The organism is Pseudomonas sp. DWP3-1-3b3 (genome assembly GCF_049896305.1).
Lineage (GTDB): Bacteria > Pseudomonadota > Gammaproteobacteria > Pseudomonadales > Pseudomonadaceae > Aquipseudomonas > Aquipseudomonas azotoformans_A.
Genome location: NZ_JAFCUA010000004.1, coordinates 72,985 through 88,321, shown reverse-complemented (window position 1 = coordinate 88,321; position 15,337 = coordinate 72,985). Strand labels below are relative to the sequence as shown.

Below are 15,337 nucleotides of genomic sequence, written 5' to 3'. Positions count from 1 at the left end.
CCTCCTGCAGAGGGTTCCTGCATGCTTAATCTTTACCTGTTCCAGATCCTCAACGGCCTTGGGCTGGGGATGATCTACTTCCTGATCGCGGTCGGGCTGACGATCATTTTCGGCCTGCTCAACTTCGTCAACTTCGCCCACGGCGCGTTTTTCCTGCTGGGTGCCTACATCTGCTACACCGCCGTGAGCCTCACCGGCAACTTCTGGCTGGCGCTGCTGATTGCGCCGCTGGTGGTGGCCGCGCTGGCCTGGGCCATCGAACGGTTGTTGATCCAGCGCATCTATCACTTACCGCACATGTTCCAGATCCTGGTGACCCTGGGGATCGCGCTGATCATCCAGGAAGCCAGCGTGATGATCTGGGGCCCGGTGGGCAAAAGCGTCGCCGTGCCGGAACTGCTGCGCGGCGTGCTGGTGGTGGGTGACTTCGTCTACCCCTACTACCGCCTGTTTCTCATCGTGTTTTCCGGGCTGGTCGGCCTGGGCCTGTGGCTGCTGCTGGAACGCACGCGCTTCGGCGCCCTGGTGCGGGCCGGCAGTGAAAGCACCGAAACCGTGTCGCTGCTGGGCACCAATATTTTCCGGCTGTTCTCCATGACCTTCGCCCTCGGCGTGGCCCTGGCCGGTGTCGCGGGCGTGCTGTTCGCCCCGTTGCGCGGCGCGCAGCCCTTTGTCGGCCCGGAAATTCTCGGGGTGGCCTTCGTGGTGGTGGTGATCGGCGGCATGGGCTCGTTCAGCGGTGCGCTGGTCGGCGGTTTGCTGGTGGGCGTGGTGCAAAGCCTGATGACCACACTCTGGCCCCAGGGCGCGAGTTTGATGATCTACGGCGCCATGGCCGTGGTGATTCTGGTCCGTCCCTACGGCCTGTTTGGGAGAGCCTGACATGAGCGAGAAAAATCCCCTGCCGTTTGCCAAGACGCAATCGCGCGCGATGTTGCTGTGGGTGTTGGCAGTGCTGATCGGCCTGCCCTTGATACTGCCGTCGGCGACCCTGGCCACCGAGATCCTGATCTTTGCGATGGCCGCCCTGGCCTGCAACCTGCTGCTGGGCTACACCGGCCTGCTCTCCTTTGGCCAAGGCATCTTCTTCGGGGCCGGCGCTTATTGCGCGGCGTTGCTGATGATCCACCTGCAACTGGGCCTGTTCACGGCGTTGCTCGGCGCCGCCGTGGCCGGTGCCTTCCTGGCGTTGCTGGTGGGTGCCCTGGCCATCCGTCGCACCGGCATCTACTTCGTGATGCTGACCCTGGCGTTCAGCCAGATGGCCTACTTTGTCGCCTACACCCTCAGCGACTGGACCGGTGGCGACAACGGCCTGCTCAGCGTGCCGCGCCCGGAGATCCGCGTGGGTGAAACCGTGCTGCTGTCACTGGCCGACGCCCGCGCCTTCTACGGCTTTGTCGCGGTGCTGTTCCTGCTGATCTTCATCGGCGCCCGCCGGGTGATCGCCTCGCCGTTCGGCAGCACCTTGATGGCGATCCGCGAAAACGAAACCCGCGCCTCGGCCATCGGCTACGACACGCGGCACTTCAAGATCCTGGTGTTTGTGCTGTCCGGCGCCGTCACCGGGATTGCCGGCGCGCTGTACGCCATGCTGCTGCACTTTGTGCCGCTGTCGAATATCGACCTGGCGATGTCCGAGAACATCCTGATCATGACCATTGTCGGCGGCACCGGCTCATTGTTCGGCTCGCTGCTCGGCGCCGGCTCCATCGTGCTGCTCGGGGATTTCCTCTCCGACCTGTGGCCGCGCTGGCTGATGCTGCTGGGGGTGATCCTGATCCTGGTGGTGATTTTCATGCGCGGTGGTTTGTGGGGCGGCCTGGCGTCGCTGTTCGACAAGGTACGCGGCCATCGCAACACGGCCGCTGTCGCCAAGGAGGAAGGGCTATGAGCATCCTGCTGGAAACCCAAGACCTGGAACTGGCCTATGGCGCGTTCCACGCGGTGAACGGCGTGAATCTCAAGGTCGAGGCCGGCACCATCCACACCATCATCGGCCCTAACGGCGCGGGCAAGACCAGCCTGTTCCACTGCCTCACCGGCGAACGCCAGGCCACCGCCGGGGCGATTCATTTCGACGGCAAGAACCTGATGCGCAAGCCCGCCCACGGCCGCGTCGGCCTGGGCATGGCGCGTTCGTTCCAGCTCACCAGCCTGTTCCAGAACCTCAGCGTGCGCGAAAACCTGCGCCTGGCCGCCCAGGGCCGCGACGGTGCGCGCGCCCTGAATTTCTGGCGCCGTGTCGACAGCAAGCGTGAACATCTGGAGATGGCCGACCAGGTGCTGGAGCGCCTGCAACTCACCGCCCGTGCCGACACCCTCGCCGGCGAGTTGTCCCACGGCCAGCAGCGCGTGCTGGAGGTGGGCATGTCGATCTGCTCCAAACCGAAACTGCTGATGCTCGACGAGCCCACCTCGGGCATGGGCATCGATGACATCCCGATCATGACCCAGTTGATCAGCGACCTTGGCCGCGACCACACGGTGCTGCTGATCGAACACAACATGAGCATCGTCATGTCCATCAGCCAACGCATCACGGTGATGAGCCACGGCCAGATCCTGGTGGAAGGCACGCCGGAATTCGTGCGCGCCGATGAACGCGTGCGCACCGCTTACCTTGGGGAGGCTGCCTGATGCTGATCGTCGAGAACATCCATTCCTACTACGACAAAAGCCACGTGCTGGAAGGCGTGTCGCTGACCGTCAACCCTGGCGAACTGGTGACGCTGCTGGGGCGCAATGGCGCTGGCAAGACCACCACCTTGCGCAGCATCCTCGGCATCATCTGCCCGCGCCAGGGCCAGATCCATTTCAACGGCCAGGCATTGGTGGGCCAGAAGATCTTCGAAATTGCCCGCCAGGGCCTGGCGCTGGTGCCGGAGAACCGTGGGATTTTCCGCCTGCTCACCGTCGAAGAAAACCTGCGCATCGCCGCACGCAAGACCAGCCGCTGGCAGCTCGAAGACGTGTACGCCATGTTCCCGCGCCTCAAGGAGCGGCGCAAAAACGCCGGCCACGCGTTGTCCGGTGGCGAGCAACAGATGCTCGCCATCGCCCGCGCCCTGCTCAACGATCCCAAGCTACTGATCCTCGATGAACCCACCGAAGGCCTGGCCCCGGTCATCGTCGACGAGTTGGTGAAGATCCTGCGCAAGGTCAAGGACGACGGCCTGCCAGTATTGCTGGTGGAACAGAACCTGATGGTCTGCGACAAGCTCGCCGACCGCCATTACGTGCTCGAACAAGGCCGCGTGGTCTATGAAGGCAGCGCCGCCGCCTTCCGCGCCGACCCGACCATCAAGAACCGCTATTTGGCCCTGAGTGCCTGACCGGAGACTGCCGATGAATAGTTTTGCGCAACCGCTCAACAGCAACGCCCAATTGATCAACCGCGACCGCCTGTGGCAATCACTGATGGACCTGGCCCAACTGGGCGCCACCGTCAAAGGCGGCGTGTGCCGCCTGGCCCTCACCGACCTCGACCGCCAGGCCCGCGACCTCTTCGTGCAGTGGTGCGAAGCGGCCGGGTGCAGCGTCACGGTCGACGCCATCGGCAATATCTTTGCGCGCCGCGCCGGGCAAAATCCGGCCCTGCCCCCGGTAATGACCGGCAGCCATATCGACACCCAACCCACCGGCGGCAAGTTCGACGGCTGTTACGGGGTGATGGCCGGACTGGAAGTGATCCGCACCCTGAATGATTTGAACATCGAGACCCAAGCGCCGATTGAAGTGGTGGTGTGGACCAACGAAGAAGGCTCGCGTTTTCCGCCGTGCATGATGGGCTCCGGGGTGTTTGCCGGTAAGTTCGATTTGCAGGACACCCTCGACAAAGTCGATGACCAAGGCCTGTCGGTGGGCGACGAATTGCAACGCATTGGGTACGCCGGCGCTCGCGCCGTGCTCGGCCACCCGGTGGGTGCGTATTTCGAGGCGCATATCGAACAGGGCCCGGTGCTGGAAGACCAGGCCACTACCATCGGCGTGGTCATGGGCTGCCTGGGCCAGAAGTGGTTCGACCTGACCTTCACCGGCGTCGAAGCCCACGCCGGCCCGACGCCGATGCACCTGCGCAAGGACGCCCTGGTCGGCGCTGCCGAGGTGGTCAGCGCGGTCAACCGTATCGCCCATCAACAGCAACCCCACGCCTGCGGCACGGTCGGTTGCCTGAGCCTGCACCCCGGTTCGCGCAACGTGATTCCCGGCCAGGTGCACATGACCCTCGACCTGCGTCACCTGCATGCAGACAAACTACACGCCATGGTCGATGAAGTGCGTGGCGTGATCGAAGCCACCGCCGCCAGGCACGGGTTGGCGTATGAACTGACGCCAACCGCCGACTTCCCACCGCTGGACTTCGCCCCAGTCTGCGTCAACGCAGTACGAGAAGGCGCCGAAGCCTTGGGCTTGAGCCATATGGACATCGTCAGCGGTGCCGGCCACGACGCGATTTTCGTCGCTGAACTGGGTCCGGCCGGGATGATCTTTGTGCCCTGCGAAGGCGGCATCAGCCATAACGAAATCGAAAACGCCGCGCCGGATGACCTGGCAGCGGGCTGCGCGGTGTTGCTGCGCGCCATGGTCAATGCGGCACAGGGGGACGTGGCATGAGCGAGATCGGCCAACTGACGGCGGTGCAACTGCTGCAGCATTTTCGTGACAAGACTTTATCGCCGGTGGAAGTCACCGAGGATGCCCTGCTGCGTATCGAACGCTTCAATCCGGTGGTGAACGCCTATTGCCACGTGGACCCGCAAGGTGCGCTGAACGCCGCGCGCGCCTCGGAACAACGCTGGCTCGACGGCCAGCCCTGCGGCCCGTTGGACGGCGTGCCCTCTTCGATCAAGGACCTGACGCTGACCAACGGCATGCCGACCCGCAAGGGCTCACGCACCTCATCCGCCGAGGGGCCGTGGGACGTCGACGCGCCCTTCCCGGCCTTTATGCGCAAGGCCGGCGCGGTGCTGCTGGGCAAAACCACCACCCCGGAATTTGGCTGGAAAGGCGTCACCGACAACCCGTTGTATGGCATCACCCGCAACCCCTGGGACACCCGCACCACGGCAGGCGGGTCGTCCGGCGGCGCGGGCGCGGCGGCGGCGTTGAACCTGGGCGTGCTGCACCAGGGCAGCGATGCGGGCGGTTCGATCCGGATCCCCTGTGCCTTTACCGGCACCTTCGGCATCAAGCCGACCTTCGGTTATGTGCCGCAATGGCCAGCCAGTTCCATGACCATCCTGTCGCACCTGGGGCCAATGACCCGTACGGTGGAAGACAGCGTCTTGATGCTGCAGACCATCGCCCAGCCGGACGCACGGGATGGCTTGATCGGTGCGCCACGCACCACACCATGGCTGACGCCGGGTACGGATTTGAAAGGGTTGCGCGTGGCCTACAGTCCGAACTTCGGTTACGTGAAGGTCGACCCACAAGTGGCCAAGGTGGTCGCGGACGCGGTGCGAGGCCTGGAACAACTGGGCGCCCATGTCGAGCAGATCGACCCCGGTTTCAGCGACCCGCTGGACGTCTTCAGCACCTTGTGGGCAGCCGGCGCGGCACGCCTGACCGGCGCCATGAGCGAGACACAAAAACAACTGCTCGACCCCGGCCTGCTGCGCATAGCCCAACGCGGCGAACGCTTGAGTTTGGACGACTTCAACGTAGCCCTCGAAGCCCGCGCCGCACTGGTGGCGCGCATGGCGGCGTTTCATGAGCACTACGATGTACTGGTGTCGCCGATGATGCCGATCGCGGCATTCGAGGCCGGGCACGATGTGCCACCGGGCTCGGGTTTGCAGGAATGGACACAGTGGACACCGTTCACCTACCCCTTCAACCTGACGCAGCAACCGGCAGCCTCGGTGCCGTGTGGGCTGGCAGCGAACGGCTTGCCGGTGGGGCTGCATGTAGTAGGCGCGCGGTTTGCCGATGACACGGTTCTACGGGTATGCCAGGCATATGCCAAAGCGTTCCCCACAACGCACTTACAAGCCCCAATCACCAAAACACCGTAGTACCTGATGTAGGAAGGGCTTATTGTGGCGAGCGGGCTTGTCCCGCGTTGGGGCGCGAAGCGGCCCCTTTTAGCTTCACCGCGTTTTATCAGATGGAACTTGCCGTCTGGTTTTGGGGCCGCTACGCAGCCCAACGCGGGACAAGCCCGCTCGCCACAGTTGCAGTGTTCGTCCTTAATGGGAGGGTATCAGGCCACCTTCACAGGCAAGCCAGCGCCCACAGTTTCAACCACATTCCATTACACTGTCCCCCATTCATTCCCAGGGGCCTTCATGGACATCGAACTGGCACGCACCTTCCTCGAAATCACCCGCTGCGGCAGCCTGGCCGCCGCCGCCGAGAAACTGCACGTCACCCAGACCGCCATCACCGCACGGGTCAAGAGCCTTGAAAGCCAACTAGGCAGCACACTGTTCGTGCGCAACCGCGCAGGCGCCAGGCTGACCGCCGACGGCGAGGCCTTCGTGGTGTACGCCAACCAATTGCTGCAAACCTGGGAAGCCGCAAAACGCGACCTGCCGCTGCCGGACGGCTATCGCAACGTGCTGCACATCGGCGGCGAAGTCAGCCTGTGCAACCCGCTGATGCTCGGCTGGGCCCAAGCGTTACGCCAACACATCCCCGGCCATGCCCTGCGCACCGAAGTGCGCGAAGGCGACTACCTGTTGCGCCAGCTGGAACTGGGCGTACTCGACGCTGCATTGGTGTTCCAACCGCAATACTGGCCAGGCTTGCAGGTGGAACAGGTGCTGGAAGAAAAACTGATCCTGGTGCAGCTGGTGAGCAATCCGGCGCCCTACGTGTATATCGATTGGGGACCGGGCTTTCGCCAACAACACGACGCCGCCCTGCCCGACAAGGCCCGTGCCGCATTGAGTTTCAACCTGGGGCCGCTGGCGTTGCAATACATCCTTGAGAACGGCGGCGCCGGCTATTTTCGCACCCGCGTGGTACAGAGTTACCTGGACAGCGGCGTGATGCAGCGCGTGCCCAAGGCGCCGGAATTCAGCTTCCCGACGTACCTAGTGTACTCACGGGCGCGGGATTCGGCGGTGTTGCAGCAGGCGCTGGGGTTGCTGCGTGAAGTGGTCAAGGCCGAAAGCGACTGGTCGCAGCGTTGGGACCCACTGATTTGAAGCAACAATCTGCACCGCGCATGCTAGCCTGCGGGTGTTTCCTTTAGCAGCCTGACCGATGAACAAGAAAAAGTCCGTCACCATCAGCGACATCGCCAAGCGGGTCGGCATGACCACCATCACGGTGTCCCGCGCACTGAGCAAACCCGACCTGGTCAAACCGGCCACCCTGGCGCGCATCCTCGAAGTGGCGCGGGAGATGGACTACGTGCCCAACGCCTTCGCGCGCGGGCTCAAGCGCAGTGAAAGCCTGATCATCGGCGTGATCACCGCGTCGGTGGACAACCCGTTCTACAGCGAAATGATCAAAGCGATTTCCCGCGAGGCCAAACAGCATGGCTACACCATCATGCTGGTGGACACCGATGAGCTGGAAGAGCTGGAAAGCAAGGCCGTGGACACGCTGTTGGGCTACCGCGTGGCGGGGATCATCCTGTCGCCGGTCTCGGATGAACCGAGCTACCAGCCCGACTACCTCGAACGCCTGGGCAACGGCAAAACCCCAGTAGTGCTGCTCGACCGCACGATCCACGACAGCCCGTTCAGCCGCGTGGTGCTCGACAACTACCACAGTGGCATCCAGGCCGCGCACTACCTGCTGCGCCAGACCCCGAACCTCAAGCGCTTGCTGGTGCTGACCGGTCCCGAGCACTCGCGCATCACCGTCGAACGCCTCAAGGGCCTGCGCGAAGTGCTGGCCGAACACCCGATGGTGCAGGTCGAAGTGCAGGCCGGCGACTACACGCTGATGCCGTCCTACCTGCACACCCTCGACTACCTGGCCGAACACTCGGCGCCGGACGCGATCATGGGCTTCAACCAGTTGATCACCCTCGGCGCTCTACGCGCACTGCGCATGCACAACATCGCCCATGACAGCCTGACCATCTGCGGCATCGACCGCCTGCCCTTCGCCGATATCTTCGGCGTGCCCATCGCCTGCGTGGCCCACGATGCGTCCCTGGCCGGCAGCAGCGCGGTGCGCCTGTTGCTCGACCGCCTGGAAGACCCGTTCAAGCCACGGGACAAAGTGGTGATCGCCGGTCAGTTGGAAAACGGTTAGCGGCTGGTGTAGCCGCCGTCGATGGGCAAGCTGACGCCGCTGATCATGCTGGCGGCGCGACTCAGCAGGAACAGCACCGGTAATGCCACTTCCACCGTTTGCGCAAAGCGCCCCAAGGGAATCGCCGCCAGCGCCGGGTCACGCTTGGCCGGTTCGGACCAGGCCATGGCCGCCATCGGCGTGAGCGTCACCGTGGGGTTGACGCTGTTGACGCGAATCCCAAAGCGGCCCCACTCGGCGCATTGCACACGGGTGATCGCATCCAGCGCGGCCTTGGAGGCGCAGTAGCCGAGGTGATCGTCCAGGGCCACCAGCGAGGCCTGGCTGGAGACATTGACGATGCTGCCAGCGATCTGTGCTTCGATCATTTTGGCCGCTACACGGCTGGCGACCTGGGCAGCAGCGCGGGCGTTGACTTGCATCACCTGATCGAACGCTTCAGCGCTGATGGCGGCAGCCGGCTCCAGGCGCGAGATGCCGGCGCAGTTGACCAGGCCATGCAGCGGCGGCAGGTCGTTCAGGGCGTTGTCGAGGGCGACGCTGTCGGCGATGTCCAGGCACAAGGTGTGGCAGCCGAGTTCGGCCAAGGCTTGGACGTCGCGGCCGAGGGCAAAGACATCGGCGCCGCTGGCGATCAGCTGCAAGGCGATTTCGCGGCCGATGCCGCTGCTGGCGCCGGTGACGAGGATGCGGTGGTGGGTGAAGTCGAAGGTGGTGGTCATGATCACTGTTCCATAGGCGATAAAGATCCCCTGTGGGAGCTGGCTTGCCTGCGATAGCGGAGTGTCATCCAATCCATCTGGTACTGATACACCGCAATCGCAGGCAAGCCAGCTCCCACATTGGATTGTGTTGATTCAATTGGATTGCAGGGTGTGCATGATCGGTTTCAGGGCCGGATACAGTTTCAGGTACTCGCCGAACGCACGGTCATACGCCTCGACGTTTTCCGCCTTGGGTTCAGCCCGAAGCTCCAGCTGCACCCAGCCCTTGTCCATCGCCCCATCACTCACCAACCCCACCGTGTGCGCCGCCAACAACGCCGCCCCCAGCGCCGCTTCCACCTCCTGGACAATGGTGTACACCGGGTAGCGCGTGACATCCGCGATGATCTGCATCCACAGATCCGAATGGCTCGCCCCGCCCACCACGATCAAGCGTGGGTCCAGGGAATGCGCGCCACGGGTACCCGCTTCGATGTTATGCCGCAGGGCAAAGCTCACCCCCTCCAGTACCGCGCGATACAGGTGAATACGGCTGTGGTAGAGGTTCAAGCCAACAAAACTGCCACTGGCGCGGTCATCCCACACCGGGCTGCGCTCGCCCATCAAGTAAGGCAGGAACAACAGGCCTTCGCTGCCGGCCGGGATGTTCATCGCGCGCTGTTCCAGCAGCACCAGACTGTCCTGGCCGGTGGCCTTGGCTTGCTGTTCTTCGGCCTGGCAGAACTGCTCGCGAAACCAGCTGACCGACGCGCCTGCCGTGATCGCACCACCAAAGATGTACAAGTCGCGGTGGCCGTTGTAGACGTGGGGCATGCTCACCAAACCATGGTGGGCATCCACCTGCTGGTTGAGGTAACCCCAGCACATGCTGGTGCCGATCATTGCCACGTGGTTGCCTGGCTGAGTCACACCCGCCGCCAAGGTTGCCATGGCGGCATCGACGCCACCGGCCAGAATCGGTGTGCCCGCCTGCAGGCCCAGGCGCGCCGCCCACTCTTCCAGCAACCCACCGACGACTTCACCGGAATACACCAGGCGCTCCGGCATCATCGCCTGCGGTATGCCCAGCGCATCGAGCATTTCGCCAGACCAGCCGCGCGCCTTCACGTCGTAGACGCCGCCGATGTTGCCGGCGCTGCTATGGTCCACCGCCAACTCGCCGGTGAGGCACCAGTTGATGTAGCTGTTGGGCGGCAGCAGGTAGCGGGTCTTGGCCCACACCTCGGGCTGGTGCTGTTTGAGCCAGAGCATCTTGGTAAAGCCGTAGTAGCTGTCCACCGAGTTGCCGGTGATCGCGAACAGCCGCTCCAGGTCCACCTGCTCGCGCACCCAGGCCACCTGCTCACCAGCGCGGCGGTCCATCCAGATAAGGCACGGGTGCAGCGGCGTGATGTGCGCATCCACCGCAATCCCCGAGCCGCCGTACAGGCTGCTGATGCAGAGCGCCTTGACCTGCTTTGCCGCCACACCGGCCTTGGCCATGCAATGCGCCACACAGGCCTCGACGGCATCGAGCCAGACTTGCGGCCATTGTTCGGCCCAGCGCACTTTCGGGGTATCCACGCGATACCCCTGGCTGTGCTGGGCAATGATCGTGCCTTGACCATCCACCAGCAGCGCCTTGGTGCTCTGGGTTCCTATATCGACACCCATCACGTAGTTCATTTTCAGGCCACCGGCTTCAGCAGCACCTTGATCGACTTAGTCGAATTGGCCAACGCGAAGGCCTCGGCAAAGTCGTCCAGCGGGAAGTCATGGGTGACGATGCCCTTGGAGGTGACCAGGCCGCGTTCGAACAGGTCGATAGCGATCGGGTAGCAATACGGGCCGAGGTGGGCGCCGCGGACGTCCAGCTCCTTGCGGTCGCCGATGATCGACCAGTCGACGCTGGTCTCGGCGCCAAACACGCTGAACTCGACAAAACGCCCGAGCTTGCGGATCAGGTCCAGGCCCTGGGTGACGCCCGCCGGCACGCCGGTGGTTTCGATGTAGACGTCGCAGCCATAGTTGTCGGTCAGGCCGTTGATGATTTCGCGGGCGTTGTCGCGCGACGGGTTGATCACCACATCGGCGCCGAATTTTTTCGCCAGTTCCAGGCGCTCGTCGACCATGTCGATCACCACCAGTTTCTTCGGGGTTTTCAACGCAGCGACCTGGACCATGCACAGGCCGAGGGTCCCGGCGCCGGCGATCACCACCACGTCGTCGAGCTGGATATCGCCACGGTTGACCGTATGGATTGAGCAGGCCATCGGTTCCACCAGCGCCGAGTCTTCCAGCGACACCGACTCGGGGATCTTGTGCACGATGGCGGTCTTGGGAATGCGCATGTACTGGGCCATGCCGCCTTCGGCGACTTCACGCTGGAAGCCGAAGATGTTGTGCACTTCGCACATCCAGTACTTGCCCGACTTGCAGAAACGGCACTTGCCACACGGCACGATCTGCTCGGCGATGACCTTGTCGCCTACGGCGACTTCGAAGTGCTCTTCGGCGCCCTCGCCCACTTCCACCACATAGCCAAAAAATTCGTGCCCCGGCACCACCGGCGCCTTGACCCACGGGTTGTCGCCGCCCCAGAACATTGCGGCGCCCGAGTGGCACTTGCAGTCACTGGCGCAGATGCCGCAGGCGGCGATGCGGATCACCAGTTCATTGGCGCGCGCCTGGGGTTTGCCGATGCGTTCCAGGCGATAGTCTTTCGGGCCGTGGCAGACGACGGCTTGCATGTCGGTGTGCTTGTCCATGGTGTCGGGTCCTGTGCTTGTTAGGTATTTATTTGTGGCGCTGACGGCTGATAAAAATCGCCAGCAAAATGATTGCGCCCTTGATCACGCTCTGGACGTAGGGCGACACGCCCAGCATGTTCAGGCCGTTGTTCAACACGCCGAGCAGCATGGCGCCGAGCAACGTACCGACGATTACCCCGCGCCCACCGGCAATCGAGGCGCCACCGAGTACCACAGCGGCAATCGCATCCAGTTCGAACGACACACCGGCATTCGGCTGGCCGCTCATCAGGCGCGAGGTGAGGACCAACCCGGCAATCGCCGCCGTGAGGCCACTGATGCCGTACACCAGCAACTTGAAACGCGCCGCGCGAACGCCGGACAAGCGCACCGCTTCTTCATTGCCGCCAATGGCGTAGATGTAGCGACCGATGCGCGTGTGTTGCAGCAGCACGTAGGCAGCGAGGTAGGTGAGCAGCATGATCAGGATCGGCACCTGGATGCCGAACAGGCTTTCGCGGCCAAAGAACGCAAACCAGTCCGGCAAGCCAGAAATCGGATAGCCGTCGGTGTACATCAGGCCCAGGCCACGGGCGATACCCATGGTCGCCAGAGTGACGATGATCGGCGGCATGTGCAGGTAGGCCACGAACAAGCCGTTACCGATGCCGAAGGCCACGCCGATCAACATGCCTGCGCCAATCGCCAGGCCGGGCGGCAGGCCCGCGACCATCAACCCGGCCGTAAGCGTGCCGGACAAGGCCATCACCGGCCCGACCGACAAGTCGATGCCGCCGGTGAGGATCACGCAGGTCATGCCCACCGCGATGATCGCGTTGATCGACACTTGTCGGGCGATGTTCGACAGGTTGCTGGCGGTGAGGAAGGTGTCGCTGGCGAGGATCATCACCAGGGTCACCACCACCAGCCCCACGAACGGATAAAACGCCGGCGAGCGCACCAGTCGCGCCAGGTTCAGGCGCAACCGGCTGCTGTCGCCGGTCCTAATGGACGTATTCACTTGAGCCCCCTGTTGCATGGCGCATGACCTCTTGAGGATTGACGGCAGACGCTTCGAGTACCTTGACGATGGCGCCCTTGTGGAACACGGCGACGCGGTCGCACATGCCGATGACTTCCGGCAATTCGGAGGAAATCATGATGATTGCGTAGCCCTGTTCGGTGAGGCTGCGCATCAGCGCGTAGATCTGCGCCTTGGCCCCCACGTCGATGCCACGGGTGGGTTCGTCGAACACCAGCACGTCGCAGTGATGGTTGATCCAACGGGCGATCACCACCTTTTGCTGGTTGCCACCGCTGAGGTTGAACACCCGGCTTTCGCTGCTGGGGGCCTTGATCGACAGTTGCTTCATCAAGCTTTCGACGCTGGCGCATTCGCGGTTTTTGTCGATCAGCCCCGAGGCGTTCTGGTATTTGGGCAGGTTGTTCAGCGAGATGTTTTCGCGAATGCTGAAGTCGGTGATCAGCCCTTCGCTCTTGCGGCTTTCCGGCAACAGGCCGATGCCGTGGGCCAGCGCCTGGGCCGGGTCGTCGAGGGTGATTTTCTCGCCGCGCAACCACACGTCTTTGCTCACCGACGGCAGCGCGCCCATCATGCCCAGGGCCAACTCGGTACGACCGGAGCCGACCAGCCCGGCAAAGCCGAGGATCTCACCCTTGTGCAGTTGGAAGCTGTTATGAGGGCCGTTGCGCACCAGCTGGATGTCCTTGACCTCCAGCAACAGCGGGCCGCGCTCGGTGCTGGGCTTGGGTGGAAAACTGCATTCCAGGCGGCGCCCGACCATCATCTCGACCAGCCGGTCGATGTCACTGTCGGCCACATCGGTGACGCCCACATTGCCGCCGTCGCGCAACACGCTGATGCGGTCGCACACCTGGAAAATCTCCTCCAGGTGATGGGAGATGAAAATCACCGCCACGCCCTGGCGCTTGAGTTCGCGCATGATGTCGAACAGCAGCTCAGCCTCGCTGGGCGTGAGGGTGGCGGTGGGTTCGTCGAGCACCAGCAGGCGCGCATCCAGGGCCAACGCCTTGGCGATTTCGACAAACTGCTGCTCGGCCACGCTGAGGTGCTTGACCGCGCATTGCAGGTCGATGGTCACGCCCAGGCGCTTGAACAAGGCCTCGCTGGCCTCGACCATTTCGCGTTTGCGCAACAGGCCGAAACGGTTGCTCAGCTCATGGCCAAGGAAAATGTTTTCCACGGCCGTGAGGTAGGGAATCAGGCTGAATTCCTGGAACACGATGCCGATGCCGGCGGCGATTGCATCGCGGTAGGTCGCGAACTGCTGGGCCTGGCCGTCGATCAGGATCTGGCCTTCGTCTTGATGCTCGACGCCGCCGAGGATCTTCATCAGCGTCGATTTGCCCGCGCCATTTTCGCCGAGCAAGGCATGGATCTCGCCGCGCTCGACTTGCAGGTTGATGGACTTGAGGGCCTGTACGCCCGGGTAGCGCTTACAGATGTTTTCCAACTTCAGAAGACTGCTCATACCGCCGACCTCATATTCAGAAGGATGACCTGGGCCCCACGGACAGCGTGGGGCCTGGGCGATTTACCAGCTGAAGTCCTTGGCCTTGGCCTGGTCGATCAGGGTGATGTCCACTGGAATGGTGGCCGGCACTTGCGAGCCCCACTTCTTGGCCAGGGCGATGCCCAGGGCCAGGCGGATCTGGTCGCGCGGGTACTGCGCCGAAGTGGCGATGAATTTGCTGCCGGGTTTCTGGATCGCCTTGATCGCTTCCGGCGCGCCATCGACGCTGACCAGCTTCACGTCCAGGCCACTGGCTTCGATGGCCGAGAGTGCACCGAGGGAGCCGTTGTCATTCACGCTGAAAATGCCCTTGAGGGTGGGCTGGGCCTGCAACATGTTCTCGGTGACGGTCAGCGCCTGGTCACGTTCCTGCTTGCCGTTCTGGATGCTGACAATCTTGATGTCCGGGTGCTTGGCCACGGCCTCTTTGCAACCGCGTACACGCTCCAGGATCGGCACCACGGCGATGCCGTCGAGGATCGCGATATTGCCTTTGTCGCCGATGTTCTTGGCCAGGTATTCGCAGGCCTGGAAGCCGGCGTCGAAGTTTTTCGAGCCGACGAAGGAATCCAGCGGGCCGTCGGCCTGGGCGTCTACCGCGACGACCACGACACCGGCAGCGTGGGCAGACTTGACCGCCGATTGCACGCCGACCGAGTCCGTGGGGTTGATCAGCAGGATGTCGATGCCTTTTTGCAGCATGTCTTCGACGTCACTGACCTGCTTGGACACGTCGTGACGGGCGTCGGTGATGATCAGTTTCGCGCCGATGGTCGCCCCGGCTTCTTCGAGGGCGTTTTTCATGGTGACGAAATAGGGGTTATTGATTTCCTGGAAGGACGCGCCGATGCGGATCGGCTTGGCAGCGTCGGCAAAAGCCGGGGAGACAGTGCCGAGGGTGATGCTTACAGCCAATAAACACAGGGTTTTCGGGAGCATTTTCATGGCGTGGTTCTCTGTTTTGTTTTTATTGTTAGAGCAAATGTTATCGTTAACATTTTGCGAGAAGCTAACAAGGAAATGGGGGGTGTGCAAGCCCCCATTGGTCGCTTCGGGTAAGCCGGTCACTGCAAAACTCGCACATTCCCTGACGCCAACTAAGCTCACT

Annotated in this window: 14 protein-coding genes; 8 read left to right on the top strand and 6 right to left on the bottom strand. The window is 63.1% G+C overall.

The features are described 5' to 3' along the window. The first annotated feature begins 21 nt into the window (after positions 1–21). From ACP7BX_RS13595 to ACP7BX_RS13560, 8 genes are all read left to right on the top strand, one after another. Positions 22–882, top strand: coding sequence for a branched-chain amino acid ABC transporter permease (locus tag ACP7BX_RS13595; RefSeq protein WP_016974865.1), 861 nt, complete (start codon positions 22–24; stop codon positions 880–882). A 1-nt stretch (position 883) separates the two neighbouring features. Continuing rightward, entirely contained in the window at positions 884–1,894 is a 1,011-nt protein-coding gene (locus tag ACP7BX_RS13590) for a branched-chain amino acid ABC transporter permease (protein ID WP_426160825.1), read from the top strand. Beyond that, positions 1,891–2,640 carry an ABC transporter ATP-binding protein gene (locus tag ACP7BX_RS13585; RefSeq protein ID WP_426160824.1) on the top strand — a complete coding sequence of 250 codons (750 nt, stop codon included), beginning with the start codon at positions 1,891–1,893 and terminating at the stop codon, positions 2,638–2,640. The genes ACP7BX_RS13590 and ACP7BX_RS13585 overlap by 4 nt, the downstream gene beginning before the upstream one ends. After that, positions 2,640–3,335 carry an ABC transporter ATP-binding protein gene (locus ACP7BX_RS13580; protein WP_236414299.1) on the top strand — a complete coding sequence of 232 codons (696 nt, stop codon included), beginning with the start codon at positions 2,640–2,642 and terminating at the stop codon, positions 3,333–3,335. The genes ACP7BX_RS13585 and ACP7BX_RS13580 overlap by 1 nt, the downstream gene beginning before the upstream one ends. 13 nt (positions 3,336–3,348) lie before the next feature. Beyond that, positions 3,349–4,617 (top strand): Zn-dependent hydrolase, encoded by a 1,269-nt coding sequence (locus tag ACP7BX_RS13575; protein ID WP_426160823.1) that lies wholly within the window; start codon positions 3,349–3,351, stop codon positions 4,615–4,617. Further along, positions 4,614–6,020: an amidase gene (locus tag ACP7BX_RS13570; protein WP_426160822.1), complete on the top strand. Its 1,407-nt coding sequence runs from the start codon at positions 4,614–4,616 to the stop codon at positions 6,018–6,020. Before ACP7BX_RS13575 ends, ACP7BX_RS13570 begins: the two co-directional genes overlap by 4 nt. A gap of 273 nt (positions 6,021–6,293) precedes the next feature. Beyond that, positions 6,294–7,157, top strand: a complete 864-nt coding sequence (locus ACP7BX_RS13565; protein ID WP_016974860.1) for a LysR family transcriptional regulator — start codon at positions 6,294–6,296, stop codon at positions 7,155–7,157. 58 nt (positions 7,158–7,215) lie between these two features. Beyond that, the gene (locus tag ACP7BX_RS13560; protein WP_426160856.1) at positions 7,216–8,220 is read left to right on the top strand and encodes a LacI family DNA-binding transcriptional regulator; all 1,005 of its coding nucleotides are present in this window, start codon (positions 7,216–7,218) and stop codon (positions 8,218–8,220) included. Here the strand turns inward: ACP7BX_RS13560 and ACP7BX_RS13555 are convergent. The 6 genes from ACP7BX_RS13555 to ACP7BX_RS13530 form a co-directional block, all read right to left on the bottom strand. Next, the gene (locus tag ACP7BX_RS13555) at positions 8,217–8,942 is read right to left on the bottom strand and encodes an SDR family oxidoreductase (RefSeq protein WP_426160855.1); all 726 of its coding nucleotides are present in this window, start codon (positions 8,940–8,942) and stop codon (positions 8,217–8,219) included. The two genes, ACP7BX_RS13560 and ACP7BX_RS13555, sit on opposite strands and share 4 nt — an antisense overlap. 135 nt (positions 8,943–9,077) lie before the next feature. After that, positions 9,078–10,610, bottom strand: coding sequence for an FGGY-family carbohydrate kinase (locus tag ACP7BX_RS13550; protein ID WP_426160854.1), 1,533 nt, complete (start codon positions 10,608–10,610; stop codon positions 9,078–9,080). 2 nt (positions 10,611–10,612) lie between these two features. Beyond that, complete coding sequence (locus ACP7BX_RS13545) at positions 10,613–11,692, bottom strand: alcohol dehydrogenase catalytic domain-containing protein (RefSeq protein ID WP_426160853.1); 1,080 nt, start codon at positions 11,690–11,692, stop codon at positions 10,613–10,615. A gap of 28 nt (positions 11,693–11,720) precedes the next feature. Further along, the gene (locus ACP7BX_RS13540) at positions 11,721–12,713 is read right to left on the bottom strand and encodes an ABC transporter permease (RefSeq protein WP_038849050.1); all 993 of its coding nucleotides are present in this window, start codon (positions 12,711–12,713) and stop codon (positions 11,721–11,723) included. After that, positions 12,679–14,187 carry a sugar ABC transporter ATP-binding protein gene (locus ACP7BX_RS13535; RefSeq protein ID WP_426160852.1) on the bottom strand — a complete coding sequence of 503 codons (1,509 nt, stop codon included), beginning with the start codon at positions 14,185–14,187 and terminating at the stop codon, positions 12,679–12,681. The genes ACP7BX_RS13540 and ACP7BX_RS13535 overlap by 35 nt, the downstream gene beginning before the upstream one ends. Positions 14,188–14,250: 63 nt before the next feature. Next, the gene (locus tag ACP7BX_RS13530) at positions 14,251–15,174 is read right to left on the bottom strand and encodes a substrate-binding domain-containing protein (protein ID WP_038849054.1); all 924 of its coding nucleotides are present in this window, start codon (positions 15,172–15,174) and stop codon (positions 14,251–14,253) included. Positions 15,175–15,337: the final 163 nt, after the last annotated feature.

Excerpts from the sequence above, each read along its gene's own strand:
- ACP7BX_RS13540 (WP_038849050.1), bottom strand. The coding sequence starts at position 12,713 with ATGCAACAGGGGGCTCAAGTGAATACGTCCATTAGGACCGGCGACAGC.
- ACP7BX_RS13590 (WP_426160825.1), top strand. The coding sequence starts at position 884 with ATGAGCGAGAAAAATCCCCTGCCGTTTGCCAAGACGCAATCGCGCGCG.
- ACP7BX_RS13530 (WP_038849054.1), bottom strand. The coding sequence starts at position 15,174 with ATGAAAATGCTCCCGAAAACCCTGTGTTTATTGGCTGTAAGCATCACC.
- ACP7BX_RS13555 (WP_426160855.1), bottom strand. The coding sequence starts at position 8,942 with ATGACCACCACCTTCGACTTCACCCACCACCGCATCCTCGTCACCGGC.
- ACP7BX_RS13560 (WP_426160856.1), top strand. The coding sequence starts at position 7,216 with ATGAACAAGAAAAAGTCCGTCACCATCAGCGACATCGCCAAGCGGGTC.
- ACP7BX_RS13550 (WP_426160854.1), bottom strand. The coding sequence starts at position 10,610 with ATGAACTACGTGATGGGTGTCGATATAGGAACCCAGAGCACCAAGGCG.
- ACP7BX_RS13565 (WP_016974860.1), top strand. The coding sequence starts at position 6,294 with ATGGACATCGAACTGGCACGCACCTTCCTCGAAATCACCCGCTGCGGC.
- ACP7BX_RS13580 (WP_236414299.1), top strand. The coding sequence starts at position 2,640 with ATGCTGATCGTCGAGAACATCCATTCCTACTACGACAAAAGCCACGTG.
- ACP7BX_RS13570 (WP_426160822.1), top strand. The coding sequence starts at position 4,614 with ATGAGCGAGATCGGCCAACTGACGGCGGTGCAACTGCTGCAGCATTTT.
- ACP7BX_RS13585 (WP_426160824.1), top strand. The coding sequence starts at position 1,891 with ATGAGCATCCTGCTGGAAACCCAAGACCTGGAACTGGCCTATGGCGCG.
- ACP7BX_RS13535 (WP_426160852.1), bottom strand. The coding sequence starts at position 14,187 with ATGAGCAGTCTTCTGAAGTTGGAAAACATCTGTAAGCGCTACCCGGGC.
- ACP7BX_RS13545 (WP_426160853.1), bottom strand. The coding sequence starts at position 11,692 with ATGGACAAGCACACCGACATGCAAGCCGTCGTCTGCCACGGCCCGAAA.
- ACP7BX_RS13595 (WP_016974865.1), top strand. The coding sequence starts at position 22 with ATGCTTAATCTTTACCTGTTCCAGATCCTCAACGGCCTTGGGCTGGGG.
- ACP7BX_RS13575 (WP_426160823.1), top strand. The coding sequence starts at position 3,349 with ATGAATAGTTTTGCGCAACCGCTCAACAGCAACGCCCAATTGATCAAC.